This is a genomic window from Psychrobacillus sp., from assembly GCF_032154225.1.
Lineage (GTDB): Bacteria > Bacillota > Bacilli > Bacillales_A > Planococcaceae > Psychrobacillus.
Window position 1 is genome coordinate 110,285 of the sequence record NZ_JALDYF010000005.1, and the last position, 26,547, is coordinate 136,831.

22 protein-coding genes are annotated in these 26,547 nt (G+C 33.3%); all 22 read right to left on the reverse strand.

All coding sequences use genetic code 11. From position 1 onward, the window contains the following. Positions 1-207: 207 nt before the first annotated feature. The 22 genes from RUH95_RS09225 to neuC all read right to left on the reverse strand — a co-directional run bounded on the left by RUH95_RS09225 (position 208) and on the right by neuC (position 26,545). Positions 208-1,212, reverse strand: coding sequence for a class I SAM-dependent methyltransferase (locus RUH95_RS09225; protein ID WP_313892569.1), 1,005 nt, complete (start codon positions 1,210-1,212; stop codon positions 208-210). 247 nt (positions 1,213-1,459) lie between these two features. Further along, positions 1,460-2,446, reverse strand: a complete 987-nt coding sequence (locus tag RUH95_RS09230; protein WP_313892570.1) for an FkbM family methyltransferase — start codon at positions 2,444-2,446, stop codon at positions 1,460-1,462. 80 nt (positions 2,447-2,526) lie between these two features. Continuing rightward, a complete protein-coding gene (locus tag RUH95_RS09235; RefSeq protein WP_313892571.1) occupies positions 2,527-3,678 on the reverse strand; it encodes a glycosyltransferase in 1,152 nt (383 codons plus the stop codon). A gap of 7 nt (positions 3,679-3,685) precedes the next feature. Continuing rightward, positions 3,686-4,588 carry a methyltransferase domain-containing protein gene (locus tag RUH95_RS09240; RefSeq protein WP_313892572.1) on the reverse strand — a complete coding sequence of 301 codons (903 nt, stop codon included), beginning with the start codon at positions 4,586-4,588 and terminating at the stop codon, positions 3,686-3,688. A gap of 103 nt (positions 4,589-4,691) precedes the next feature. Continuing rightward, on the reverse strand, positions 4,692-7,481 hold the full coding sequence (locus RUH95_RS09245) for a motility associated factor glycosyltransferase family protein (protein WP_313892573.1): 2,790 nt from the start codon (positions 7,479-7,481) through the stop codon (positions 4,692-4,694). Between the two features lie 3 nt (positions 7,482-7,484). Continuing rightward, positions 7,485-8,756: a UDP-glucose dehydrogenase family protein gene (locus RUH95_RS09250; RefSeq protein WP_313892574.1), complete on the reverse strand. Its 1,272-nt coding sequence runs from the start codon at positions 8,754-8,756 to the stop codon at positions 7,485-7,487. 24 nt (positions 8,757-8,780) lie between these two features. After that, a complete protein-coding gene (locus RUH95_RS09255) occupies positions 8,781-9,716 on the reverse strand; it encodes a UDP-glucuronic acid decarboxylase family protein (protein WP_313892575.1) in 936 nt (311 codons plus the stop codon). Further along, positions 9,713-10,696, reverse strand: coding sequence for a UDP-glucose 4-epimerase GalE (gene galE / locus RUH95_RS09260; protein WP_313892576.1), 984 nt, complete (start codon positions 10,694-10,696; stop codon positions 9,713-9,715). The genes RUH95_RS09255 and galE overlap by 4 nt, the downstream gene beginning before the upstream one ends. Before the next feature lie 3 nt (positions 10,697-10,699). Beyond that, on the reverse strand, positions 10,700-11,668 hold the full coding sequence (pseB, locus tag RUH95_RS09265) for a UDP-N-acetylglucosamine 4,6-dehydratase (inverting) (protein ID WP_313892577.1): 969 nt from the start codon (positions 11,666-11,668) through the stop codon (positions 10,700-10,702). Positions 11,669-11,994: 326 nt separating this feature from the next. After that, positions 11,995-13,848 (reverse strand): glycosyltransferase family 2 protein, encoded by a 1,854-nt coding sequence (locus RUH95_RS09270; RefSeq protein WP_313892578.1) that lies wholly within the window; start codon positions 13,846-13,848, stop codon positions 11,995-11,997. A gap of 37 nt (positions 13,849-13,885) precedes the next feature. Beyond that, positions 13,886-15,652 (reverse strand): thiamine pyrophosphate-binding protein, encoded by a 1,767-nt coding sequence (locus RUH95_RS09275; RefSeq protein WP_313892579.1) that lies wholly within the window; start codon positions 15,650-15,652, stop codon positions 13,886-13,888. A gap of 19 nt (positions 15,653-15,671) precedes the next feature. After that, positions 15,672-16,601 carry an NAD-dependent epimerase/dehydratase family protein gene (locus tag RUH95_RS09280; RefSeq protein WP_313892580.1) on the reverse strand — a complete coding sequence of 310 codons (930 nt, stop codon included), beginning with the start codon at positions 16,599-16,601 and terminating at the stop codon, positions 15,672-15,674. Continuing rightward, complete coding sequence (gene rfbG, locus RUH95_RS09285; RefSeq protein WP_313892581.1) at positions 16,598-17,677, reverse strand: CDP-glucose 4,6-dehydratase; 1,080 nt, start codon at positions 17,675-17,677, stop codon at positions 16,598-16,600. Before rfbG ends, RUH95_RS09280 begins: the two co-directional genes overlap by 4 nt. Further along, on the reverse strand, positions 17,674-18,456 hold the full coding sequence (gene rfbF / locus RUH95_RS09290) for a glucose-1-phosphate cytidylyltransferase (RefSeq protein ID WP_313892582.1): 783 nt from the start codon (positions 18,454-18,456) through the stop codon (positions 17,674-17,676). The genes rfbG and rfbF overlap by 4 nt, the downstream gene beginning before the upstream one ends. A gap of 19 nt (positions 18,457-18,475) precedes the next feature. Then, on the reverse strand, positions 18,476-19,978 hold the full coding sequence (gene rfbH / locus RUH95_RS09295; RefSeq protein ID WP_313892583.1) for a lipopolysaccharide biosynthesis protein RfbH: 1,503 nt from the start codon (positions 19,976-19,978) through the stop codon (positions 18,476-18,478). 238 nt (positions 19,979-20,216) lie between these two features. Next, the gene (locus RUH95_RS09300) at positions 20,217-21,041 is read right to left on the reverse strand and encodes an SDR family oxidoreductase (RefSeq protein ID WP_313892584.1); all 825 of its coding nucleotides are present in this window, start codon (positions 21,039-21,041) and stop codon (positions 20,217-20,219) included. Next, positions 21,038-21,745 (reverse strand): acylneuraminate cytidylyltransferase family protein, encoded by a 708-nt coding sequence (locus tag RUH95_RS09305; RefSeq protein WP_313892585.1) that lies wholly within the window; start codon positions 21,743-21,745, stop codon positions 21,038-21,040. Before RUH95_RS09305 ends, RUH95_RS09300 begins: the two co-directional genes overlap by 4 nt. After that, positions 21,738-22,661 carry a Gfo/Idh/MocA family protein gene (locus RUH95_RS09310; RefSeq protein WP_313892586.1) on the reverse strand — a complete coding sequence of 308 codons (924 nt, stop codon included), beginning with the start codon at positions 22,659-22,661 and terminating at the stop codon, positions 21,738-21,740. The genes RUH95_RS09305 and RUH95_RS09310 overlap by 8 nt, the downstream gene beginning before the upstream one ends. Then, the gene (locus RUH95_RS09315) at positions 22,658-23,722 is read right to left on the reverse strand and encodes a nucleotidyltransferase family protein (protein WP_313892587.1); all 1,065 of its coding nucleotides are present in this window, start codon (positions 23,720-23,722) and stop codon (positions 22,658-22,660) included. The genes RUH95_RS09310 and RUH95_RS09315 overlap by 4 nt, the downstream gene beginning before the upstream one ends. A gap of 3 nt (positions 23,723-23,725) precedes the next feature. Further along, positions 23,726-24,349, reverse strand: coding sequence for an acetyltransferase (locus RUH95_RS09320; protein ID WP_313892588.1), 624 nt, complete (start codon positions 24,347-24,349; stop codon positions 23,726-23,728). Beyond that, complete coding sequence (neuB, locus tag RUH95_RS09325; protein ID WP_313892589.1) at positions 24,342-25,421, reverse strand: N-acetylneuraminate synthase; 1,080 nt, start codon at positions 25,419-25,421, stop codon at positions 24,342-24,344. Before neuB ends, RUH95_RS09320 begins: the two co-directional genes overlap by 8 nt. Then, positions 25,418-26,545: a UDP-N-acetylglucosamine 2-epimerase gene (neuC, locus tag RUH95_RS09330; protein ID WP_313892590.1), complete on the reverse strand. Its 1,128-nt coding sequence runs from the start codon at positions 26,543-26,545 to the stop codon at positions 25,418-25,420. Before neuC ends, neuB begins: the two co-directional genes overlap by 4 nt. Positions 26,546-26,547: the final 2 nt, after the last annotated feature.

Sequence of the window (26,547 nt, forward strand, 5' to 3'; positions counted from 1 at the left end):
TTTTTTTATTATAACTTCTCTTCAATAAAATACTCATTAACAGTTATAGATGATCCTAACCAATGTACACAGCCAACCATTTTATTCAAAAAAAAGATATAGATGTTTCATTTCATAATACGTTTTTGAATACAAAACTGTATATAAACATAGTAATGCAATTTCACTAGAAATAGTATTTTATATTGTATCCTCAACTCCTCCAATTCAAAGTTTATTTTGTTTTGGCTTTACACTAACTTCAAATGAGTAAAGAGATTCAGAATCACTTTCTAAAGTAAACTTGCTCTGTAGTTTTTCTGGAATATAGACACCACAAATACTACTATGAACTACAAATAAATTTTTAACGTATTCTTGTGGTAATACAGCTCGAATAGCTTCATATGTAGTTTGAATGACCTGATTTCTAATCGTTTTAAAATCATGCCATACAATAATCGAATTTTCATAACCAACTAACTCAAATATATTTTTAGTATCTTGTTTGATTGCATCATATGAATGGTCTCCATCGATAAAAACAAGATTAATTTCATCTTTTATTTGGCTATAATCGAATTCCAAAGAATCACCATAGAAATGTACAATATTATCTTTATTATTTGAAAAATATCTACTGAAATTAGCCTTATTGCAATAGCTTTTAAATGTCGTGAATAATGCTTCATTGTCATCAGGAAGGGAGATGCTGTAACATTTATCTGCAATTTCCGCCACAGCTGCAATGCTTTCACCTGTCCATGTTCCAATTTCAAGATAAGTTCGAAAGTTGCATCTTTGCATTACTGCTTTTAGAAAGAAATAATCCATTACAGACGAACCACCTGATAAAAAAGTTAAATCGTTGATCGATACATCTCTCCCTATATCTTGGAGTAATTTACCAATTGATATAATTGGCAATGAATGATTTACAAACTTACTATTTATTAAATTCGATTTTTGTAGTTGAATAGAATAGGTTGAGAAATCGAAAAAATTCAGTTCCTGAAGCTGATTTACAATTTCATTAGCATAGGTACTTGTAATGATAACTTCTATATCATGTTCTTTAATAAAAGTTGGTCCATATACAGGTAATCCGTTAAAAATCGTATTCCATTTATTCTCATCATTATCAATAAAACCAATAATTTTTTTACTTTCCTGTAATATCTTAAGGGCACTTTCCCCAAATTTAGAGGCGCCAAATAATACGGTATCTTTCATATTTATATCTCCTAGTATATTAGAAATAATTATTCACTCATTAAAACTTCTAGTTAGTTTCGTCATCTTAATTCAAATCCCTGTACGAAATTGTCACCCATTGTCTATTTCGTACTTACTTATCTTCTTATGAACTTAAATAAGATATTTTATTAAAATGCTCTTTCTCAATGTGCTTCATTCCAATTAAATTATTAGCAATTTAATCTAACACCAGAATAACTGAGACTAAAAGAATTTAATAATCTTAATTGATAGGTAGAAACAATATCGTTGGAGTAGCATTAAACCTTTGATTTACTTCATAACCTAATGGGCTAAGGAAATTTTCAATAATTTCAAATTCCTCTTGAGTCTTTGTTTCGATATATAGTAATGGTTTAAATTTTTTTATAGTTTTAAATGCCCCTTTTAGAACACTTAATTCCATACCTTCAACATCTATTTTAATTATAGCAATATTTTTGAACAAACTAATAAAGCTGTCTAGTGTATTAATTGTAACTTCACCATTATTATTATATTCAACTTCCGAACTACCTAAATTATTTTTATCAACAATTTTAATGTTACCTTTATCTTCTTTTTCTCCTAAGGCTATATTATATAATTCAACTCTATTCCCCTGATTATTTAGCTGCACATTCTTTTTTAAGTGATTAAATACACTTGTTTGTGGTTCAAATGCATGAACTTTACATTGACATACAGAACTGAAAAAAATAGTATGATTACCTATATTAGCTCCTATATCTATGATTTCAGAGGAATCTTTAACTCGGTTTCGAATATCCTCTAACATCACATTTTCATAAAAGTTAGAATTATCATAGATTTTTTTTTGTAAATAATCCCTTAAATTAGGCAAATAAAATTTAATTATATTATCTCTGTAATAAAATAAAAATGTATCTTCATACTTTAAGTTTGTCTTATTCATCTTCATTCTGTTTGTACTATTCAAATTCTGATACGATATTTCAAAAATACTGTATGAAAAAATATCCATTTCCTCTAGTTGAATTATTATTTCATCTTTATAACTACTTGCTATGATTATTTTATATTCATTATTTAGTAACTCCATAGGTGGATAGACTGGCAAATCCAAAAAGGTGGTCCCCCATTTTTGGGGATCATTATCTATAAAACCTACTATGTTTTCCCTGTCCCCTATAAATTGATACGCTAAAGACCCTAATTTCGAAGCACCGAATAGTACCAAACTACACATTTGTTCATCCCCTTTTTCACTTAAAATGTATTATATCTTTTTAAAAAATACTTCTTTAAAATTCAAACTCTAATTATCTACTAAATTATTTTGTAATTATAACAAATTAAAAAGAGATTTTTTTCACAATAAAAATGCTGATTTTCGAATAAGCCATATGAAAGTAATTGTTCTTTTATTTCTTGTTCATAAATACTTGAAATTATCACTACATTTTCATCTTTAGTTTCTATAAGTTCCAACGGATTAATAACTTCTATTCCTTTAAGTTTATCGTTCCATTTTGACTTATCATTATCAGAGAAACATTTCAAATCAAGTTGGAATGCCTTTAAAAATTTCATAGTTTTATCACCTGAACTTCCAGCACCGAAAATAACAATATTCTTAGACAAGATATTCTTTATTTCGTCTGATATTATTAAACTGTAACCAGATTTTTTTGCTACATTATTATATTCTTCTTTAAAAATGTGATTATTGAATAAATGCCAAGGTTTACTATATGTTGTGAAGTGAACAATAGCTGGATCATACAAATATTGTTTAAAATCGTTTTGTAATTCTTTAAAATTATATAAGGTTGTTCTTACATTCCATTTTAGCGGAACTTCTATCCAATCCTGAAATAATACAAAATTTAAAGCATCTTGATCAGGTAAGCTTAATTGAGTTGAGTTATTGATTAAATAATCCATTATAATTGAAACATAATTTTTTTCTCTCCATTTTTTCAGATTAAAAATCAATACTCCAGAATTAAAATAACCATAATTAAGGTCTATACCCAACTTTCCGCAATTATTAAAATCCAAAGTAGAAACCGCACCTAAAGCATAATTATCTATTTCAATATCCCACAGTTCTTTAATATTTTTCCTTACTAGTACGTCACAATCTAAATATATGGCCTTATTAATTTGTTCACTTAACAAATTTGGTATTAATATTCTATAATACATAGCAGTTGTGAAATGATCTTTAATTCGGAACTTTTCTATTATTTCACTGTTTTCAATTTCTCTAAAATGTATTTGAAAGGCATTATTCTGTTCAACAGTACTTTTAATTTTTTTTTTGTTTTTTTCCAGTAATTCCGAACATAATATATAAATGTTTATCTTGTTTTTACCTATATAATTTTCTTCAATTGATTTTATAGCAATACAACAATAATCTACATAATTATCATCTGGTGCAAAAACAATATTAATTTCATCTAAAGTATTCAATTAATAATTACCTCTCTTCACTAAACTTTTCAAAAAAATAGAAATTTGAATTAGAAAATTCCAGCTTTCTATTTTTTACTTTATGGGATAGATATTCATTCTCAATATAGTCTATAAGTTTCCATTCAGGGAATTTATTTTCCACATGACTAAGAAATTCTCTATCCTTAACATGACTTGTATGATGGTCATTGTAGTTAGTAGAATAAATACAAACATATTTACTACTTGAATCGAATAAGTTTTTCATATATGTATCATATATTTCATCTTCAATGAGATGATAAATTACATCTAATGACAACGCCAAATCGTTTTTCTCTAATCTTTCAAATGAAACTTTTTTTCCATCGTATAAAATAAATTGCTTTGTTAAGTCGTTTTTAAATTTATCTTTACATATCTCAATAGCAGTTTTAGAAACATCATAACCGATATAGTTTGGATAATTCATTAACGATAATTGGTTACCATCTCCTCCACCCCACTCACACACATTATTAATATTATTTGAGCGCACAAATTCATTTATGATCTTAGATTTAAATTCTGCTAAGTGATTATATGACCCCCCGCCCGAATTACCGCCACTTTTGTATCTTTCTTCCCAATATTTTTTGCTGTCAAAATCAATATCTACATCTTCAATTGAAAACCTAAATATTTTGTATTGTTTTACATTATTTAAAATGAGTTGTTTTTCAATTTCTTTATATTGCTCACTTGCAATAATGATGTTAGGCTCTGCTTTAAAAATAAACTCTGGATTATAAACATTTTTTCCACAGAATTCTTTATTATGCTTATTTCTATCATTATCTAAAAAACCCGCTATACTATACCTATTTTCCAAAAGGCTTAATGCAATTCCTCCTAATTTAGAAGCTCCGAAAATATAATACTCCTTCATAAAAGCACCTCATTTAATCTATTTTCTATCTTATTTTCTTTTTTTATATTCCCCTAAATTTACAAGTAATTGAAATCAACTTATGTTGAATCTAGACTATATGTCAAAATTCTGCAGCTGGCCTAAATCCATTTGAAATAGAAAAATTCGTTTTCAAACTAGCATGCCAATAATGTTCGTCCTCACCATACGATTCACCCTTACTTGTTATATAACTTCCTCGAACTGCAACTAAATCATTATTATCAATACTATTATCTAAACACCAACTTGTTTTACCAGGTATACAATTCCAGTACTCTTCTTCATTTTTAGTATTAGAATTTTTCAGTGAGTAGTTTTCAATGTATTGATACCAATCATTTTCAGTATCACCAAAGAACCTGCCTCCAGTTGGTAGTGTTAAAGATATTTTATTTGATACAAATAGTCCTTTGCTTGTTGCAATTTCTGCTTGTTTCAACGATGCCCATGAAATTTCATTTTGAATATTACGATCTGCAATAAGCTTGTTGTCATCTACACAAATAAAGTAAAAATCACCTTTAGGACAGGCTATTGGCATGATTGATAAAAAGAATCCAGTTTCTTTTCCTAGTGCCCTGAACTTCCCTACTTGATATTTTTCCGCTTCGTAATGACATCTAATCCGCTTTCCTACATTTAAATCTTCAATTCTATCTACCTCATGAATATGATAGACTCGTCCACCTGCATCTATATTAATCCCGATAAAATTCAAATCAATATCTTCAGAAAGAAATTCCACTTTTACTTCATGTATATTATTAGTCAGTTCAGATACTGCGAATATAATTTGATTTTGAAATGAGCCAAATCTCTCCTCATCATACTTCTCATAAACCATAACAACCTGTTCATTATCATCAATAGTAACCTTTATTTTCAAAGGACTTTTCGAATGATTTGATGCAATTATTTGGAGATTTCTCCCTTTGCATTTAAATTCAAAGGAAGCCCCTCTCTCCTTCGTTTCAATACCTACTGAATAAAATTTCTCATTTTCTTTTTCAAAGAGTGTAAGCCATTTTTTTTCCCACATTCCTTCATAATGAAAAACACCACATGTCGCTTCATAAAATTTCAATCTTTGATCTGCATTCATTTTCAAAAATACGTGTGTTTGTAAAATTGGTACTACTTTTTTATAAGTCGCTAAAATCGTATTTAAATATGTTTGATAATGTTCTTGTAAAGCTTTTAGACGTTCCTCTATGCTTACTTTTTTATTGCTTACTTCTAATTTTGCTACCAATTTTTCATTGTCCATTTTGAGAATCGGATTAAGAATTATTTTGGAGAATAAAGTATTTTGCATGTCATTTAAGAGTCTCTCAAACTTTTGTAAAGTATTGATTGGCTGTTCGGATGATATTACCTTTAAATTTCCAGCCAACTGCTTCAGTATACTTTCCATTTCGTTAAATACACTTATATACGTAGAGCACTCTTTTTCTAACTGTTTAAGTACTTTTCCATTAAGCTTTTGTCTTTTCATATCATTTTGATACCATTGTTCATCCACAACATTTTGGGTCAATTCTTCTTCAATAACTGCTTTTAAACTTTTAAATTTCGCACCTTCAATTTTCGCGCCGCCTTGAGTAGTGTTTATTGTGGGCATATGATTTAGTTGAATCACAATCTCCATGTCTGCTTTCATTTGTTGAAAATGAGCATTTGTTCTTACCTTACCATTATGTACATCTTCTACTTCAACGATTGTAGCTTCATCTTGACGCTGAACTGCGTTATCTGAAAAGCCCTGTTTTTCTTTGTCAAATCGTTCAATACCATCCGCATAAAACTTACCTTGTTTGAAGGCAAAATTTTGACCGACTAAAATAATTTTACTTACCTCTAAAGCGTTAAGTACTTGTAAGGTAATAACTGCAATTGATGGCGCATCATATATAACTGGTTTCTGTTGTTTCTCTAGTAATTGCTGAGTTAAGTTATCCTGCGTTGTAATAAAGCTAAACAATGGTCCAGGGTATTGATCCAGTGTTTCATGTCCAACAGTCGTTGCATAAATCATTGGGATGCTTTTAATGCGATTATTATATATTTCTTCAAATAATTTATAATTGTGTTGCTGCGGATCATACGTACACACTGCATCTGGATAAATATTATTATTAATCAGTATTTTATTTGCTGAACCTACTGCGAAAATATAAGCGAGTCCATTTTCTTTTATATATTTTAAGTTTGCAAGTTCTTCATTTAAAGACGGTCCAGCACTAACAATTATCACTGGTTTTCCTTTAAAAAAAGATTTCTTCTCAAATATACTGTGACTTTCAGCTGTAAATGGTAAATTTTTCATTGAATTAATCGTCCATCTCTCTGAGAACTCCATTACTGTTGCCATATCATTCCCAACCATCAACAAAAAGTTTCGGAATGACTGACTAAAACTCTCTGTCATTGTTGGGAAAAGTCTTTCATATACGGGTAAAGTAATAATCACGAACTTCTGATGTACTAATTCTCTTAATTGCTGTAAATTTTCTTGCAAGGAATCCTCTTTATCTTCAATCAAAAAATGTGCTAACTTTTCTTTTGGGAATGCAGTTCTAGACTGAAGTTCCAAACATAAGTTAGCAATTTCAGGAATCGGCTCGTAAGCTGATGCTAATTTTTCAGGATATTGTTCACAAAAATACCCGACGTGATAACCAAGTCCTATGCCATAAAACAAGACATGATCCGCTACCTCAATTCTTTCATTCAATGAATCGATAAAACGTTCCGCCTCTTGGATTGGATTATATTTACTATGGAGCATCATGTTTTTACCATCTATATTCACTTGTAATGCAGGTACACCTATTTTACTCTCTAGTACTTCAACAGTTAGTTCATTCACTTTTTACACCACCTGGCTAATTAATTTATGGTTGTGTAATACATTACGACCATCAAAAATAGTTGCATTTTTTGTTAAAGCTAAAAGCTCCTCCCAGTCTGCACGCACAAATTCTTCCCATTCAGTAACTAATAAAACAGCTTCTGCGCTCTGAACACATTCCTCTAGCGTTTTAGAATGGGTTACAGCTACTTCTGCTAATAATTTGGTTTCTTTTACGACTGGATCAATTACATGTACTTCTGCTCCATCAGCTGACAATATGCGAATAATATCTAATGAAGGGGCTTCTCGCATATCATCTGTATTCGGTTTAAATGCTAAGCCTAGGACCGCTATTTTCTTCCCTTCGACATTACCATTAAAATGTTCTAGCACTCTGTTTACAAACAGAATGCGTTGTTCTTTGTTTGCTTGAATTGCCGCATCTACTAGGCTTATGGATATTTCATTTTCTCTCCCTAGATAGGCTAAAGCCTCTGTATCTTTTGGAAAACAAGATCCACCATAGCCTAGTCCTGCATTTAAAAACGCTCGACCAATTCGGTGATCCATACCCATTCCGTCCGCTACATCATTTACATCTGCTCCTACCTTTTCACATAGATTATATATTTGGTTGATATAACTTATTTTTATTGCTAAAAAAGCATTTGATGCATATTTAATCATTTCTGCACTACGACGATTTGTGTGCAAAAATGGAATATTCAATTTCGTAAATAGTGATTCTACCGTGCTACCTGCGTGCTCATTTTCCGATCCAATGACAATACGATCACCAAGAAATGTATCATTAATCGCATGTCCTTCACGTAAAAACTCTGGGTTCGACACGACATCTACTTGGAAACTTCCTATTGCGTTTGTGCGAATGGTTTCTTCGATTAAATCATTCGTTCCGACTGGAACAGTACTTTTCACAACAACGATCAAGTTTCTATTAATATGCATTGCAATATCTTTAGCTGCTTGTTGAATATACGTAAGGTTTGCTGCTCCATCTTCCCCTTGAGGAGTTCCAACTGCAATGAAAATAACTTCCGCATTTTCAAATGCTTCTTCTGCACTTGTAGTGAAAGAGAGACGATTGCCCGCAATATTTCTTTCTAGCACTTCATCTAAGCCTGGTTCATAAATAGGAGATTCACCTTTTTTTAACTTCGTGATTTTTTCTTCATTTATGTCTAGGCATATGACGTTATGTCCAATCTCAGATAATACTGCTCCGGTTACTAATCCGACATATCCTGTCCCTATTATCGCTACATTCATGCTACAATCCTGCTTTCTTATTTATTATTCTTTTATTGCCGAAAAATAAGCAATTGTTTTTTGAAGCCCTTCATCTAACATTACTTTTGGCTCCCAGTCTAGTAGACGCTTCGCTTCGTCAATAATCGGCTTACGCTGCTTTGGATCATCTTGTGGCAAGTCTTCAAATTTTAATGATGTTTCATTGCCAGTCCATTTAATCACTTTCTCTGTAAGCTCTAACATTGTAAATTCGTTTGGATTTCCAAGGTTTATAGGTCCTGTAATTTCTTTCGGTGTTGCCATCATATGTAAAAAACCTTCTATTAAATCATCTACGTAACAGAATGAACGCGACTGCTTGCCATCTCCGTATACGGTAAGGGCTTTGTTTTGTAATGATTGAACGATAAAGTTACTCACTACACGCCCGTCTTTTGCATCCATACGTGGACCATATGTATTAAAAATACGCACTACTTTTATTTCAAGGTTATACATGCGAGCATAGTCAAAAAATAATGTTTCTGCTCCACGTTTCCCTTCGTCGTAACAGCTCCGAATACCGATTGGATTAACATTCCCCCAATATTGTTCTGGTTGTGGATGTACTAAAGGATCTCCGTATACTTCTGAAGTAGAGGCTTGAAACACTTTTGCTCCTGTTTTACGAGCAAGCTCTAATATATTTATAGCTCCTAGAATACTTGTTTTAAACGTATGTACTGGGTCAGCTTGATAGTGCACTGGGCTTGCTGCGCAAGCTAGATTATAGATTTCATCAAAATCACCTAATTCAGGAAAAGGTTCTGTAATGTCATGCTGAACAAACTGAATTTTATTCGTTACATGACTTATATTATCCATTGCACCTGTTTGCAAGTTATCCATGCATATAATTGTATGTCCTTGTTCTACTAATCTATCTATCAAATGTGAGCCAAGAAAGCCTGCTCCGCCTGCTACTAAAATACGTTTCATAATGTTCCTCCAAATTTCTTTACATGCCATTGCCATGCTGTTTCAATGATTTGTTGTAAATTATATTGTGGTTCCCAGTCCAATATCGCTTTCGCATTTGCGGCAGAACCGATTAGTTTTGCTGGGTCCCCCGGGCGACGTTCTGCCATAACAGCTTGTACTTGTTTACCTGTTACTTTTTCCACAGTTTGAATAATTTCTAATACAGAATATCCCAACCCATTTCCTAAATTAAGTTTGAGATTTTCATTACATTTCAGTAAATAATCAATTGCTTTACTATGGGCATCTGCTAAATCAGTCACATGAATATAATCACGAATACAAGTGCCATCTGGTGTTTCAAAATCACTACCAAATACGGAGATAGAAGATTTCCTTCCCAATGCTATATCTAGCACAAGTGGAATTAAATGCGACTCCGGGTCATGCCATTCGCCAATTTCACACTCTATATCTGCTCCAGCAGCATTGAAATAACGTAATGCAACAAACTTCAAACCATATGCTTTCGAATAGTCTTCCATAATTTGTTCAATCATAAGTTTTGTTCGACCATACGGATTGATAGGGTTCTGAGGATGCTGCTCTGTAATAGGCCATTCCATCGGATCCCCATAAGTTGCACAAGTGGAAGAAAACACTATATTCTTTACGTTGTGCTTTAGCATAACGTCGAGTAATTGAATCGTGTTGATTACGTTATTATGATAATATTTTGCAGGCTGCTCAACAGATTCTCCTACGTATGCAAATGCCGCAAAATGAACAACCGTATCAATAGTTGGATAACGATTAAATAGATTATCTAAATCCTCTTTATTCGCTAAATCCCCTTCAATAAAAGAGACTTTTTCGGTTATAAATTCTCTATGACCTGTACTCAAATTATCAAATACTACTACTTCTTTTCCTTGTCGTACTAAATACTTCACTGTGTGTGAACCGATATAACCTGCCCCGCCGACAATTGCTATCATATGCTACAACTCCTTAATGATTTCTTGCAATTCTTCCACAGTTAGCCATTTATCATTAATCGAGCTATTGTATTCAAAGCCTTCTGGCAATGACTTTCCGCCTTGTATTTCTTTAGACCACCAAGTAAATTCAGGTGCAATTACATAATAATCATCAAATTCAACTGTATGACGTGCATCATCTTCTGTAATCATTGTTTCATGCAGTTTTTCACCGGGACGGATACCAACAATGTTAATCTCACATTCTGGACCAATCGCTTTCGCTAAGTCAATAATATTCATGCTTGGAATCTTCGGTACAAATAGCTCTCCACCATGCATGCGTTCAAGATTATCGATAACAAATTGTACCCCTTGATCAAGCGTAATCCAGAACCTTGTCATTCGTTCGTCTGTTATTGGTAAAATACCAGTTTCTTTGATTTTTTTGAAAAAAGGTACAACGCTACCACGACTACCAACTACATTGCCATAGCGAACTACAGAGAACTTCGTATGCTTTTCACCAACATAGGCATTCGCAGCGATAAATAATTTATCAGAAGCAAGTTTTGTTGCACCATACAAATTAACAGGAGCTGCTGCCTTGTCTGTAGAAAGCGCAATCACTTTTTCTACTCCTTTATCAATTGCAGCTTCGATAATATTTTGTGCACCATGAATATTTGTTTTAACGGCTTCGAACGGATTATATTCACAAGCTTCTACATGCTTCATTGCAGCTGCATGGATTACAATATCGACGCCTTCAAATGCGCGGTAAAGACGGTCTTTATCACGCACGTCTCCGATAAAAAAACGAATTCTACTATCTTCAAACTCTTGTCTCATTTCGTACTGTTTTAGTTCATCACGACTAAAAACGATTACTTTTTTCGCACCTAAACTCAGTGCCTCTCTTGTAAACATTTTGCCGAACGATCCAGTTCCACCTGTCACTAAAACAGTTTTATTTTTTAATATATTCATTGCAAAGCCCCATTCTTATTTCATATCTATTTACGTTCCATTATATCAGTCTTCATACACTATATATCGGTCGTTTTTTTCATTATTGAAAGTGTTTACCTTAAGTCGAAAGTAATATTCAACAGGTAAAACAATCCACAAAAAATACTTACCATCAAGAAAGTATGATGGTAAGTATTTTTTAATAGCATTAAATTTTTTAGGTTGCACTGCTTTGTATCTCTAACAAACTGTACCGAATTTTTTAAGCTCAAGTATTCAGATACAATTGGCTTTTTCCTAGTTGAGGAGAGCATTATAAGTAATTAGTATCTTAATGTTTTACTCTATCTCCTTTGATATTGATCATAGCACCCTTTAATTATTCTTACATCTTCTTTGAAGAACTTACTTTTTTCATCAAGAAATTCTCCTCTAATACAAAAAGCGTATGCTTCATCCAACATTGTTGAAGTATTTATATCTGTATTTTTATAGAAAGCTGATAAGCTGTGACTAACTAAGAATAAGGTTTTAGCACACAGCCTTATATACATTTCTCTGAAAAGGTTAGGATCCTCTTTACATATATCTAAATGCTTAAAAATAGTGAAAAAACCTTTATGTTGTTCTAGTCTACCTTCGAACGTTGCATAAGAATATATTTCAGTTTTATTGCCACTTAATTTAATCAATTCTACTTCTGTTTTTTCTGCTTTGCCTTCGTGTACTAATACCAGATCTGTACCTAGTACATTTCCATACTGACCTAAAAGTAACTCCCAGAACATGTGAGGATAATTGTAGCACACTTTATTATCTAAATTTTCTTTAACGTATTCAATTCCCTTGTGCTTTTTTAACAGGTTATTATTCAAAATAATACCTGACATATAATTTGAAGTTAACATAAAAGTTAATAACGCATCTTTTCCTTGAACTGCATTTTTAACAGCAGGTTTACTTTGACGAATTGTAGATGTTCGCACTATAGCTAATGTCTCTTTGGATCGCATTAACTCATCCATTATTTTATCGAGAACATTAAAGTCCACCAAATCTTCATCGCTTAATAATAAAATATATTCACCTTCTGCAAGTTCACAAGCTTTACTGCAATTTAATGCAAAACCTTTATTTTCTTCAAAAGAGAAATATTTAACTCTAGTATCCTCAATATCTTTGATTTTTTCATAATACTTTTGTGTATCGTTTTGTGTACCATTATTAGACACTATAAATTCAATTTCTTCGTCGTACTTAGATTGTAAAAGATGAATAATATTTTCATACGCCCTGTTTCCTCTATTAAAACTTGGAATACAGATACTAAGAAGTATGTTATTACGCGCTCTCTCTTTTTTATTAATTCTATAGTTATGAATTACATTAATATAATTTTGAATGTGATTAGTATTATCAACTAAGTTTATAATGTTTCTTGGAAGGTAATCATTTGAATTCACAAAATGATTCTCCATATTGTATAAATCTTCAAATATCATTACATTTGAAATAATTTCCTCATTTAGTAGCTCACCCTGTAAACAAGAAAAGAACTTTCCAATATTCTCTATAACAATGTAAGCTTTTTTATTATTGTTTCTAATTTTAGTTGTATAGGCTAGAGTGTTTTCCCAGCTGCCATTTTCCATTAATAAATAATCTGAAAATACATCTCCTGTGGGTAATATCTCTAATTCAGAATTTCTATTTAAAGTAATTTTTTCTAATAATAATCCGTTTTTTTTATCAAATAGATAATATTCATTTTCTGTTTCGATAGGCATTAACCAATACGGTAAATCCTCGAAAGTCAAAATTGATTTTACTTCGATATACTCATTTGATAATAAGTATTCTATATTCTTATTATATATGGATTTAAATTCATCCAGATTAGGTTCAATAAACGCTTCATTTACAATCTTTTGTATTGTATCACTTGAGTATCCATTTTCTTGTGCTCTACGAAGCATTTCAAAAAATGATTCATAGTTATGATGTGAAAAAAGAAAAAATGCATATTCAGCATAGCTATCGGCCTTCAATTTTTTATTACCGTTGTTTCTACTATGTCGCTCTAATGCTGTAATATATTCAATATACTTTCGGTTTGCTTCTAGAACTAAATCTTCTGCTATCAGCTTATCTATCTCATGTAAAAAATTGTTTAATTCTGGAGCAACTTTATCTTCCAATATTATCCAACACCTTTTTATTAATATAATGCCTCAATTAATTATTTTTCTGTTCTTCAACTAAATCTATTAACATTATTTTCTTTAATTCATCTCTATCTAAATGTGGCGACATATCCTCTATCGGTTTATTCACAACTAATTTAGGATTAACAACTACATCTGAAGCTATCGATACGTCTACTAATACTGGTCCTTCTTCTAGAAATACTTGTTCTAGTACCGATTCTACTTCGCTTACAGTATTAATAGTGAATGCCTTCATATCATATGCTCTCGCTATTCCAGGGAAATTTGGATTACTGATTATAGTTGATTGACGGCGTTTTTCAAAATATAAATCTTGAAACTGCCTTACCATACCCAGGCTCTTATTATTCATAATAATAATCTTTATAGGCAAATTATTTGAAACAATTGTATCAAATTCTTGAATATTGACTTGTATACCTCCATCGCCAGCAATGACAATTGCTTGGCCATCCTCTTTTGCCAAATATGCACCCATTGCTGCTGGCAATGCAAATCCCATTGCACCCATTCCACCAGAGTTAAGCAGTCTTTGACCATCCTTCAGCTTTAGAGATTGACTAGCCCACATTTGATGTTGTCCTACATCTAAGCAAATGGTATCGTCTGATTTAAGATTATTAGATAACTGCTCCATAAACCAATTAGGATCAATCGAATCTTCTTGATAATTAGCCGTAGGGTAATTATCTTTATACATACCTATAGTTTGATACCATTTAGATATATTCGTGTCTAACCATTCTGTTTCTAGTTTTTCAGTTAACTTTTGAAGAAAAGGCTTTAGTGTAGAATGAATTGCAATATCTACCTTAACTTTCTCATTGAGTTCCAATCTATCGATATCAACGTGAACTTTTTTGGCTCCTCTGGCAAACGTATCTGGTCTAGTGCCAGTTTGTCTTGTATCAAGTCTTGATCCCAATATTAATAATAAGTCACTATTAGCTAAAGCTAAATTACTATAGCGATTACCATAAGAACCAATCATCCCAATATACTCTTCATTGGCATGGCTTAATGAATCAATACCCATCAATGATGAAACAACTGGAAATTTTGTGATTTTAACCAGCTCATTCAGTTCTCTAGTAGCATTTCCAGTTCTAATTCCGCCACCTGCTAAAATTATTGGACGTTCTGCATTTTTCATTAATTCAATAATTTCATCTAATAGGAATTCGTCATTTTTTTCTTCTTTAACGAGTCCCTGATATTCTTCACTATCGAAAAAACTAACTTGTTGTTTCGGATCGATATTTGCACGCTGGATATTCATCGGTATATCTAACAGTACTGGACCTGGTCTTCCATTTTGAGCAATATAAATAGCTTTTTCAAGATGATATCTGATTTTTTCAGGATCTATCACTAATTCAGCATATTTGGTTAAAGGCTTAACTACACTTACTATATCTGTTTCTTGAAACCCAATTTGACGTATTTTTTTATCGAATTTATATTCATACGTATTAACTTGTCCTGTAATAAACAAACAAGGAATCGAGTCAAAATAACAGCTTCCAATACCAGTTAATAAGTTTAAGGCTCCAGGACCACTAGTAGCCATAGCTACACCTAAATTACCGTTAATACGTGCATATCCTTCAGCAGCAAAAGAAGCTGCTTGTTCATGATGAATAGATACACATTCAATATCTTCTCTTATGTAAATGGAATCTAATAAATGTGTAATACCACCACCAATCATTTCAAACACATGCTTAATGTTCTGTTCAACTAGAACATCTATAACGTAATCAGATAGTTTCATGGTTTATACACATCCTTATCTAGTAGTAAGTAATCTTATTCCTCATCCAATCGATTGTGTTTTGTAGCCCATCTTCAATAGTTACTTTTGGCGACCACTTCAAAACTTCATTTGCCAAACTAATATCTGCTTGCCACATCTCTGGCTCTTTTCTTACTTGATTTTCTCCCCACATTGGTTGAATCTCATTATTAGTTTTCCCCTGCACTATTTCAACTATTTTAGCTAACTTTGTTTGATTGCCAGAACCAATATTAAGAATATCGCAATCTAAATATTTTAAGTGTAAAAAGCGCAGATATGCATCGATTACATCATCGATATAAATGTAATCTCTTACAGAACTAGGGGTAGAAATTTTAGGTGATTCATGCTGTATGTAAGACTTGATAACATAAGGAATAAATCTTGATGGGGCATCCCATGGGCCATAAGGTGAGAATAATCGTAATGTAATAATAGGTAATTCTCTTTGTAATCGCATCGATTGACAATATAAAGTCGCTGCTGCCTTTGAAACCGCATAATCACCTAAAGGAAATAGTACGTCGCCTTCTCGGTGCATATGATTTTTTATACCGTACTCTGATGAACTTCCAGTATTAACAAAGTAATCAAATTCTATTTCTAAACATGCTGTCAATAAATTAACAGTACCGATAAAATTAGATTCGATAATCTCCGTAGTATTATTTTGAAAATGGTAACCACCATGTGTAGCACAATGATAAATAACGTTCGGATTAATCTCTTTCACTTTTTCCTTTAATGTAGATAAATCTCTTAAATCTACAACATGTATGAAAATAGACCTTTGAATTTTTTGCAATCTCCAAATATCAGAATGTTCACGTATGAAGACATGAACTTCAACATTTTGCTCAACTAATCTGTGAGCTAAAGCTCCTCCAATAAATCCTGTAGCACCAGTAATCAATACTTTTTTCATACTATCCCTGCTTCTGTATACTCTTGTATTTGTTTTAAACATACTTCATATAAACTTTCTTTACATTGATAACTTTTATTCCACTCTAAAATTTTTTCAATAGTCATCGATAAATTCCATTGAGATTGCCAGCCTAACTCTTGTTTTGCCTTTGAACAGTCTAATTTTAAATAACCAGCTTCATGCAGTCGATCACCACTATCAACAATATAAGACGCTTGTTCATCCCATTTTTCAACCATCTTTTGCACAATCCATTCAACTGGCTTTGCATCCTCATCATTCGGTCCAAAATTCCATGCTTCCGCATACTTTGCCCCATGAGTATATAATTTTTCCGCAAGCAGGAAATAACCACTTAGTGGCTCAAGTACATGCTGCCAAGGTCGAATCGCATTCGGATTGCGAATAATAATTGGATTATTACTTATCAAAGAATTAAGGCAGTCAGGAATAAGTCGGTCTGCCGCCCAATCTCCACCACCAATAACATTTCCAGCCCTTGCTGAAGCAACTGCTACGCCATGATTTTCATAATTAGCTGGATTAAAAAATGAGCTACGGTATGAAGCTGTTACTAATTCTGAACAAGCCTTACTATTGGAATATGGGTCATAGCCACCAAGTGGCTCATTTTCTCTGTATCCCCATACCCATTCCTTATTCTCATAACATTTATCCGTTGTTACATTTATAACAGCTTTTACAGAAGAACAATTCCTTACACACTCAAATAAGTGAACTGTTCCCATCACATTAGTCGAATATGTTTCTACTGGATTTTTATAAGATTCTATTACTAAAGGCTGGGCCGCCATATGAATAACGATTTCTGGGTTTGTTTCTTGCATTGCTTTTCCAAGTGCATCTGCATCACGTATATCTCCAATAATAGAATTCACTAGTTCATCCACTTTTGCTTCTTTAAACAATGACGGCTCAGTTGGTGGTGCTAAAGCATAACCAGTTACATTGGCTCCCATTGAATGCAACCATACTGACAGCCACGATCCTTTAAATCCCGTATGCCCTGTTAAGAATACTCTTTTATTTTTCCAAAATGATGGATTAATCATAAGTTTTTCTCCAATTTCCATGGAGCTTCATCTTTCGCCCAAAGTTGCTCTAAATAATTTTTATCCCTTAGTGTATCCATTGGCTGCCAAAAGTCATTATGTTTAAAAGCATTAAGCTGTCCATCTCGAGCTAGATTTTCTAGAGGAGCTTTCTCAAAAATAGTTTCGTCACCTTCAATATAATCGAAAATCTCTGGCTCCATAACAAAAAATCCAGCATTAATCCAGCCACTATCTCCTTGTGGTTTTTCTTGAAAACCATGTACTTCCTGGTTTTCTCCTAGTGCTAACGCTCCAAATCTACCACTTGGCTGGGTTGCTGTCACAGTAGCGATTTTGCCATGTAGTTTATGATAATCAACTAATTCTTTAATATCGACATTTGAAACACCATCACCATACGTCATCATAAATGTCTCATCATTCAAATATTTTTTTACTCGCTTCAGTCGGCCACCTGTCATCGTTTCTAAACCAGTATCTACTAGCGTAACTTTCCATGGCTCAGCCGAAACATGATGTATGATTTGCTTATTTCCATTACTAAAATCAAAAGTAACATCTGATTCATGTAAAAAATAATGTGCAAAATATTCTTTAATATAATAAGATTTATAGCCTAAACAAATTACAAAATCGTTAAAACCATAATGCGAATATATTTTCATAATATGCCAAAGAATTGGCTTACCACCAACTTCAATCATTGGCTTTGGTTTTAAATGGGATTCTTCACTAATACGTGTGCCAAATCCACCTGCTAAAATAACAACTTTCATTTAACCACCTCGAGTTTTTTTATTTCTTGGCAAATTCAACAGCTTCTATGATTTTCTCACTCATATAATCAATCATTTCATTGGTTAAACCAGGATAAACACCAACTAAAAATGTATCATGCATAATTTTATCTGTATTTTTAAGGTCACTTGCAAGTCGATATTCTACCCCTTCAAATGCTGGTTGTTTTGTCAAATTCCCTGCAAATAGCATTCTTGTTTGAACTTTATTGGCTTCAAGATATTGTGTCATTTTATTTCTTGAAACTTTTTCACCATCTTTTACTGTTAAAATAAATCCAAACCAACTAGGTTCACTATTAGGTGTAGCAATAGGTAATATTATATCCCCTTGAATGGCTGCTAAGTTGGAAGAAAGTCTATTAAAGTTGTGATTTCTCTTCTCGATAAAGCTAGGAAGTTTCTTCAGTTGCTCTAAACCTATTGCAGCTTGCATATCTGTCACTTTTAAATTATAACCAATATGTGAGTAGGTATATTTATGATCATACCCATGAGGTAATTGACCTAATTGCCAATCAAAACGCTTATTACATGTATTATCGCAACCAGATGGACACCAACAATCGCGTCCCCAGTCTCTAAATGACTCCAATGCCAATTTCAATCTTGGATTGTTTGTGTAAACTGCTCCACCTTCTCCCATTGTCATATGATGTGGAGGATAGAAACTAGATGTACCAATATGTCCATGTGTCCCTGTTAACTTACCGTTATATTTTGCTCCGAGCGCATCACAATTGTCCTCAACTACCCATAAACCATACTTATTTGCTACTTCCATAACAGCATCTAAATTGAATGGGTTCCCCATTGTATGAGCAATAACAATCGCTTTTGTTTTGTCTGATATCGCTTGTTCTATTTGATCCTTTGAAATATTATATGTACCTAAATCAACATCGACAAAAACGGGAATTAGCCTATTTTGAATAATAGGCGCAACTGTTGTCGGAAAACCTGCCGCTACCGTAATTACTTCATCACCAGGTAATAAGCGTTTTTCTCCTAATTTAGGAGATGTTAATGCGGACACCGCTAATAAATTCGCAGAAGATCCTGAATTTGTAAGTAATGAATATTTCACACCTAAATACTTTGCAAAGTCACTCTCAAATTTTTTAGAAAAGCGCCCTGATGTTAACCAAAAATCTAATGAAGCATCTGTTAAAGCAACCATCTCATCCTTATCATAAACTTTCCCAGCATAATTTAATTGACTTTCCCCAGAAACAAATTCCTTTTTCTGATGAAATAAATCATGAAATTCTTCGACCTTATTAAAAATCATTTTGCGCTTAGCATTTTCAAGACCTTGTTGATCAACTAACCCTACTACACTTACAGAAGCTTCTTTTAATTCTGTATATGTAAATTCCTCTACTTTATCAGAAAAAATTGTTTCTTCTTTATATTCCATTGCAACAATACTTTTTTTATTGCATTCCACAATTACTTGTAGCTCATCGTCCATCCTAATAATATCGCCTATTTTAAACATTATTTAACTCCTTAATTTTTATAATTGATCTTAACTTTACTAAAAGAAAGCAGTATTAATAATACTTTTCCTCATATTATATTATATCAGTATTCATACACTATATATCGGTCGTTTTTTGCATAATTGAAAGTGTTTACCCAAAGACAAAAGTAATATTCGACAGGTAAAATAATCCACAAAAAATACTTACCGTCATACTTTCATGACGATAAGTATTTCAATTGTTATTAGATTCTTACCAAGCACTCAATCCACCATCAATAAGAATATTCTGTCCTGTTACATAACTAGACGCATCAGAAGCGAGATAAATCAATGCCCCTACCATCTCTTCTGGTTGTGCCATTCTTCCTAATGGAATACGATTGCTATAACTTTGTTTGAATGTATCATTTTGTCCACTTTCAACGCCACCTGGAGTAATCGTATTAACTCTAATGCCATCCTTCGCCCAATATGTAGCTAAGTATTTAGTAAGCCCTACAACTCCGGCTTTAGAAGCAGAGTAAATAGCAGGAGTGTTAATTTGTCGATCTAAATAATAAGAGCCCTCATAAATACGATTATCTGGACCGAGGACACCATATATGGACGATGTTTGAATAATCGATCCACCTGTTCCTTGCTCTTTCATCACTTTTCCAACATGTTTTGCAATCAAGAACATACTATCTAAATTAGTGCTCATAATTTCTTTCCACTGATCCAACTCATAATCTTCAAATGGAGCGAAAAATGCGTTTAAATCACTTGATTTTCCCGCTGCGTTATTATGTAGAATATTTATTTCGCCAAATTCAGCTACAACTGCTTGCACCATTTGTTTAACAGATTCCTCTGATGTTAAATCACAGTAAAAAGCCTTTGCTTCCGTTTTGTAATCGGCTGTAATTTGTTGCGCAACTTTAGTTGCTTCTTCTATATTAATATCAACAACCGCTACTCGTGCACCACTATCTGCTAAACCTTTACAAAAATGTCTGCCCAGAATTCCAGCCCCACCAGTAACAATTGCTTTTTTTCCTTTTAGGCTAAATCGTTCAAAATAATTTGTATTCATAGCAAAGTCCCTCTTTTCTCCGCTAAAAATGAGACGAATTCAAAATCTAGTTCTGAATCTATATCAACCGAACGTTCTTCAGGCATTTCGTATAAAACGGTAGTTGGAGTGAAAATAGATGCCTCTTTGAAGAATGATTCTCTTTTCCAAACATATATGGAAGCATTCATATCAAAGCTTTTTGGAGCATCTTGCCTTCTTACAATTGCTGCTGGCAATTCTTTCGATAAACGTACAAAACCATTTGTGTCTTGTTCTACTAAGTTAAAATAAGGACTTCTTCTAGAAGGAGCACCAGTAATTAAATTAGTTGCCCGCTCGTGATTTTCTAATAGCTCAACACTATTTTTCAAGTCTCCCACTGTGCGCAATGGTGAAGTAGCATCAATATCCGTCATTACATCAAAAGATAATCCAGTCTGTTTCTCAACTTCTCGAACACAGTGTTGAATAACTGGAAGTTTTGCAGCTGTGTCTGTCGCTAACTCCACTGGACGTTCGACTACAATATCAGCTCCATATTCCATAGCAGCTTGCAATATTTCTTGACTGTCGCTACTTACCGCAATCACATCAAATAACCCACTAGCTTTTGCTTGTAAAATACTATGAGCGATTAATGGTTTTCCTACTATTAACTTTATATTTTTATTTTTAACACCTTTAGACCCGCCACGAGCACAAATCGTACAAATTCTACTCATTTTTCATCCACACCTTTTCCTTAGAGCATTTTTCCGCTATTTCAATCATTCGAACTATATCTAATCCACTTTGTAAATCACAAAGCATTTCCGTTTGATTGTTTAATACTGCAATATGCTGGTTTAAGTATGTTTCATCTCGTTCTACTTCTATTTGTTTGATTTCATCATCTATTTGTAATGTATTTTTGATGAAATCTGCTTTATATGTGTGCTCATTTGTTTGTATCGTTAACCCTCTTTGGATTATTCGATCCAAATAATTCATTTCGACAGAAACATTAATACCGGTAGCTGTCTTATATAACATGGAGTAATAATCATCTGATCGTATAGACAAGCCACTTATCTGACCGCCATTTGCCGTCATTTCAGACCATTTACCAAATAGAAAATGTAAGTAATCTAGTTCATGACTCAAATCTCGAATCACGCCGCCGCCTTTTGTTACATCCGCAGAATAACCTGTAGAGTAATCTGTATTAGGCCTCCATGTCGGTAAATATTGCCCAACATATGCATTAACTGAAATCACTTTTTCGTTTATCAACAATTCATACAGTTTTTGTATAATTGGATGAAATCTTAAATTATATCCTACGTAAAGAAAAGCAAATTCAAACTTCTTTTCACTTTGAGTAGAAAAAAGCGGTTTTTCTACTAAGACTTTTTCATCATAACCAATGTTTTGTAACTTCGTAAGTGTCTCTTCATGTAAATATGTTTCATTGGCAACAACAATATAGTCGGGCTTTTCACAAATAACAGCTTCTTCAATTGTTAAATAACTTTTTTTGTCCGCAATAGAACGTCTCGATACAACAACAGTTGATACTCCTAAACTTTCTAAAAGTCTCGTATGCCTTTGTCCAATAGAACCATAGCCAACGACAACGGCTTTGCTTACTTGCATCATTTATTATCCACCTTATCGAAATAACTGCTATACTCTCCATCAGCACGTTCAAAATCGGTAACTCTCCCAATATCTAACCAATATTCTCGCACTGGAAATGCGGAAACATTATTTTGTTTATCCATTAATTGCTTAAACAGATCTGGCATATCGTAATATTCACCTTGTGGGATATAATCAAATGCCTCTGGGCTTAACACATAAATCCCCGCATTTACAAAACTGCGCTGCATAGGTTTTTCCTTAATTGAAACTAATTGCTGTCCATCCGTTTCAATAACTCCATATGGAATTTGGTATTCATATTCTCGCACACACATTGTAGCTACTGCATCTGTATCCTCGTGGAAGTGCAATAGCTGTTCAAAATTGACTTGTGTTAATAAATCACCATTCATCACAAAAATAGGGCTAGTAGGCTTTTCTTTTAACAAAGATAGAGCCCCTGCTGTTCCCATTCTTTTGTTTTCTTCTATATATGATATAGACACACCGAAAGCTGTGCCATCTTGAAAATAGTCTTGAATGACTTCTTTTTTGTAATTAACAGATATGATGAAATTCGTAAATCCATATTGCTTAAAGCCTTCAATAATTGTCTCCAAAATAGGCTTATTTCCAACATGTAACATTGGTTTCGGTATATTTTCCGTTAATGGACGTAATCGTGTACCAAGTCCACCTGCCATTAAAATTACCGTATTTTCATTATTTATAGTAGCTTGATCATTATCTGCAAAAATAATATCAATTATTTTATTATCTTCACTAACAATCGGAATTTGTTTTAATTTATGCTTCTTTAGTAAGTTTAAGCAATCACTATATGTATTTTCAATCGTTGCACAAATAGGAGAGGGATTCATAACTTGTTTAATCGGAACGTCTAATCCTTCTCCTCTTAAAATCCCTCTTCGAATATCTCCATCCGTTACAGTACCAAGTAGGCTTTGATTCTTATCTACAACTACGGCAAATTGCAGGGAAGAATCATCGATGATTTTCATCGTTTCTAAAAGAGTATTACTTTCATTAACTAAAATACTTCTCCAATTTTTCATCGATTACACTTCCTTTGCAGGTACTCCAAAAGCTTTTTTGTTCGTACCTATATTTGTAATTACAACAGAACCTGCACCAATAAGCGTGTTCTTCCCAATCTCAACACCTTGAATAATAGAACTTCCTGTGCCTATATGTGACTCGTCTCCTATAATGACTTTTCCAGAAAGAGTCGTACCTGGTGCTATATGAACATGGGCACCTATTAAACAATCATGTTCAATAATTGCCCCTGTATTAATAATCGTATTTTTACCAATTTGTGCGTGTGGTTGTATAATTGCACCCGCCATTATTTGAATCCCCTCAGCTAGTATAGCAGTTAGAGAGATGATTGACTTAGGATGGATACAATTGGAAAACGTATATCCTTGATTTTTCATTACCCGAAAAATACTTTGACGAATAGTAGAAACACGTATAGTACCTAGTCCCAAAACAAGCTCCACATCTTCAGGGCTATATGCTTCGATTGCCTTATCTGTACCAAGATACTTTACACCATATGCATTCGTTTCTTCACTAGGTGCTGTAAAGCCAAGAATATTCCGTTGTTGAAGTAATAATATTTCCGTCAAAACAGAGGCATGGCCGCCATTTCCTATTATTATTATCGGCTTATTCATCAATTAGTTCATCCTCGTGATAATTCTTAGTTGCTTTTTTTCCGATTACAGACCAATATTTTGACGGTGAAATACCACTCCCCGGTCTTTTTACATTCATATTGGAAGCCTCTAAAACTTCCCCTTGTTTAATATCTTTACTTGCAACAATACTTTTTCTCGCTGCAATGCGATTTTTCAACTCGATTGCCGTCGGTTCTTTTATACCAGTTCCAAGAGCAAGCTCTATTTGACGTATATTTTCAACCATCATTATTAGTTCTGATGGTTCCAATGAAGCAACATGATCTGGACCTGGTAACCCTTTATCTAACGTGAAATGCTTTTCAATCACAGTAGCACCCATACCTGTTGCTGCAATCGAAGCAGCAATTCCTTGTGAATGATCTGAAAACCCAATCGATACTCTAAACTCTTGTTTCAATTGATTCATCGCATTTAAATTAATCGTTTCAAAAGGTGCTGGATATTCCGTCGTACAATGGAGAACTTTTACGTATTTTTGTAAAACTTCTTTCGCTTCATTCGTTTGATAAAAAGAGTGAACACGATCAACCGAAACATCGGCCAATGGCTTTGCTAAACCGTATGCAACAAAAGCCAGTGCCTCATGTATTTCATCAATAGTAGCCATGCCAGTTGAAATGATTATTTTCTTTTGCTTTGTTGCAATATAGTGGATAAATGGTGAATTCGTTAATTCGCCAGAGGGAATTTTAACAGTTTGCATTTGAAGATCATCAACTAAAAAATCCACGCTATCGTAGTCAAACGGCGTAGATAAAAATTCAATTTCTATTTCATCACAGTAATGTTTTAGTGAATTAAATTCTTCAAAAGATAATTCTAGCTTTTTCAACATTTCATACTGAGACGTTGCTTCACCCAAATTTTCTACTTGATAATTTGCTTGTTGGGCTTCTTTGGTTACTAAATTTTCCGCACGAAATGTTTGAAATTTAACCGCATCTGCTCCTGCTTCTTTTGCAACATCTATTAGCTGTTTTGCCATGGAAAAGGAGCCATTATGATTGACCCCAGCTTCGGCAATGATATACGTTGATTGGCTCATAAATCATAAAACTCCTTTTGTACCGAAAATGATGGTATTTGCTTTAAAGTGGCCATTATTTTTTCTACTACATGTCCGTCACCAAAAATTTGATCGTACGGACCTTTATATGTAAAAGCATGTTTTATTGCATCTTCAATTGATGGTACTTCTAATGTGCAATCAAATACTGAACTCGGTTTTTCTCGCCCTGCTTGACGGTCTCCGCAATTAACGGTCGGGGTTTGTAAATAAGGAACTTCTATCAACCCACTTGAAGAATTACCTATGACAACTGCCGCCTCTTTCACTGCACTTAGATACCTCAATTGTCCTAAAGAGTCAAACAAATATGCATTATCGTACTTTAATGTATATTCCTCAAGGACTTCATTAATTTGACGTCCACCATTATCGGCATTTGCTTTCGTAAAAACCAAATTTACATGTTGGTATGAATCTAATGCTTCCAATAATGAATAAATACCGTCTATTTGAAGATTTGTTTCAGGATGATACGTAATTAAGAACATAGGTTTATCTATATCTAACTGTAAGTTTGCATATAACTCTTCCCTTGTCATCAACGGAAGGTTTACTATATTTTCTATTCCTATTGCCCCTACGTTCCAAACGCGTTCTGGATTTTCACCTAGCTGAATCACTCGATTTCGATGTGATTCGGTACTTGTAAAATGCCATGTAGCCATTTTCGTAATGGAATGGCGAATTGCATCATCATAAGCACCAAAAGTACACTCTCCGCCATGAATATGGGCTATCGGAATTTGCATAACAAGCGCAGTTTGGGCCGCAGCAAGCATCTCAAAACGATCACCTAAAATAATAAGCAAGTCAGGTTGGATTCGTTCAAATGCAGAAGAAAAACCGATAGTTGCTAATCCCATTGATTTTGCTACTGCGGACGATGTATCAGACGATAATAACATTTCTACCTTTTCGTCAATTACAAAGCCGTCATCTTCTATTTGCTTGTATGTCAACCCAAATTCAGGCGACAGATGCATACCGGTTACAACTAGCTGCAAATCAAAATCAATTGATTGTTGGATAGCTCTCATTAGGTTGGATAACAGCCCATATTCCGCCCTGGTTCCAGTTACAACACAGATTTTTCGTATCAACG

What these genes read in the sequence shown, in the direction of transcription:
- RUH95_RS09225 (WP_313892569.1), bottom strand. Translation starts at nt 1,212, where the DNA reads ATGAAAGATACCGTATTATTTGGCGCCTCTAAATTTGGGGAAAGTGCC.
- RUH95_RS09230 (WP_313892570.1), bottom strand. Translation starts at nt 2,446, where the DNA reads ATGTGTAGTTTGGTACTATTCGGTGCTTCGAAATTAGGGTCTTTAGCG.
- RUH95_RS09240 (WP_313892572.1), bottom strand. Translation starts at nt 4,588, where the DNA reads ATGAAGGAGTATTATATTTTCGGAGCTTCTAAATTAGGAGGAATTGCA.
- RUH95_RS09250 (WP_313892574.1), bottom strand. Translation starts at nt 8,756, where the DNA reads ATGAATGTAGCGATAATAGGGACAGGATATGTCGGATTAGTAACCGGA.
- RUH95_RS09255 (WP_313892575.1), bottom strand. Translation starts at nt 9,716, where the DNA reads ATGAAACGTATTTTAGTAGCAGGCGGAGCAGGCTTTCTTGGCTCACAT.
- galE (WP_313892576.1), bottom strand. Translation starts at nt 10,696, where the DNA reads ATGATAGCAATTGTCGGCGGGGCAGGTTATATCGGTTCACACACAGTG.
- pseB (WP_313892577.1), bottom strand. Translation starts at nt 11,668, where the DNA reads ATGAATATATTAAAAAATAAAACTGTTTTAGTGACAGGTGGAACTGGA.
- RUH95_RS09275 (WP_313892579.1), bottom strand. Translation starts at nt 15,652, where the DNA reads ATGAAACTATCTGATTACGTTATAGATGTTCTAGTTGAACAGAACATT.
- RUH95_RS09280 (WP_313892580.1), bottom strand. Translation starts at nt 16,601, where the DNA reads ATGAAAAAAGTATTGATTACTGGTGCTACAGGATTTATTGGAGGAGCT.
- rfbG (WP_313892581.1), bottom strand. Translation starts at nt 17,677, where the DNA reads ATGATTAATCCATCATTTTGGAAAAATAAAAGAGTATTCTTAACAGGG.
- rfbF (WP_313892582.1), bottom strand. Translation starts at nt 18,456, where the DNA reads ATGAAAGTTGTTATTTTAGCAGGTGGATTTGGCACACGTATTAGTGAA.
- rfbH (WP_313892583.1), bottom strand. Translation starts at nt 19,978, where the DNA reads ATGTTTAAAATAGGCGATATTATTAGGATGGACGATGAGCTACAAGTA.
- RUH95_RS09300 (WP_313892584.1), bottom strand. Translation starts at nt 21,041, where the DNA reads ATGAATACAAATTATTTTGAACGATTTAGCCTAAAAGGAAAAAAAGCA.
- RUH95_RS09305 (WP_313892585.1), bottom strand. Translation starts at nt 21,745, where the DNA reads ATGAGTAGAATTTGTACGATTTGTGCTCGTGGCGGGTCTAAAGGTGTT.
- RUH95_RS09310 (WP_313892586.1), bottom strand. Translation starts at nt 22,661, where the DNA reads ATGATGCAAGTAAGCAAAGCCGTTGTCGTTGGCTATGGTTCTATTGGA.
- RUH95_RS09315 (WP_313892587.1), bottom strand. Translation starts at nt 23,722, where the DNA reads ATGAAAAATTGGAGAAGTATTTTAGTTAATGAAAGTAATACTCTTTTA.
- RUH95_RS09320 (WP_313892588.1), bottom strand. Translation starts at nt 24,349, where the DNA reads ATGAATAAGCCGATAATAATAATAGGAAATGGCGGCCATGCCTCTGTT.
- neuB (WP_313892589.1), bottom strand. Translation starts at nt 25,421, where the DNA reads ATGAGCCAATCAACGTATATCATTGCCGAAGCTGGGGTCAATCATAAT.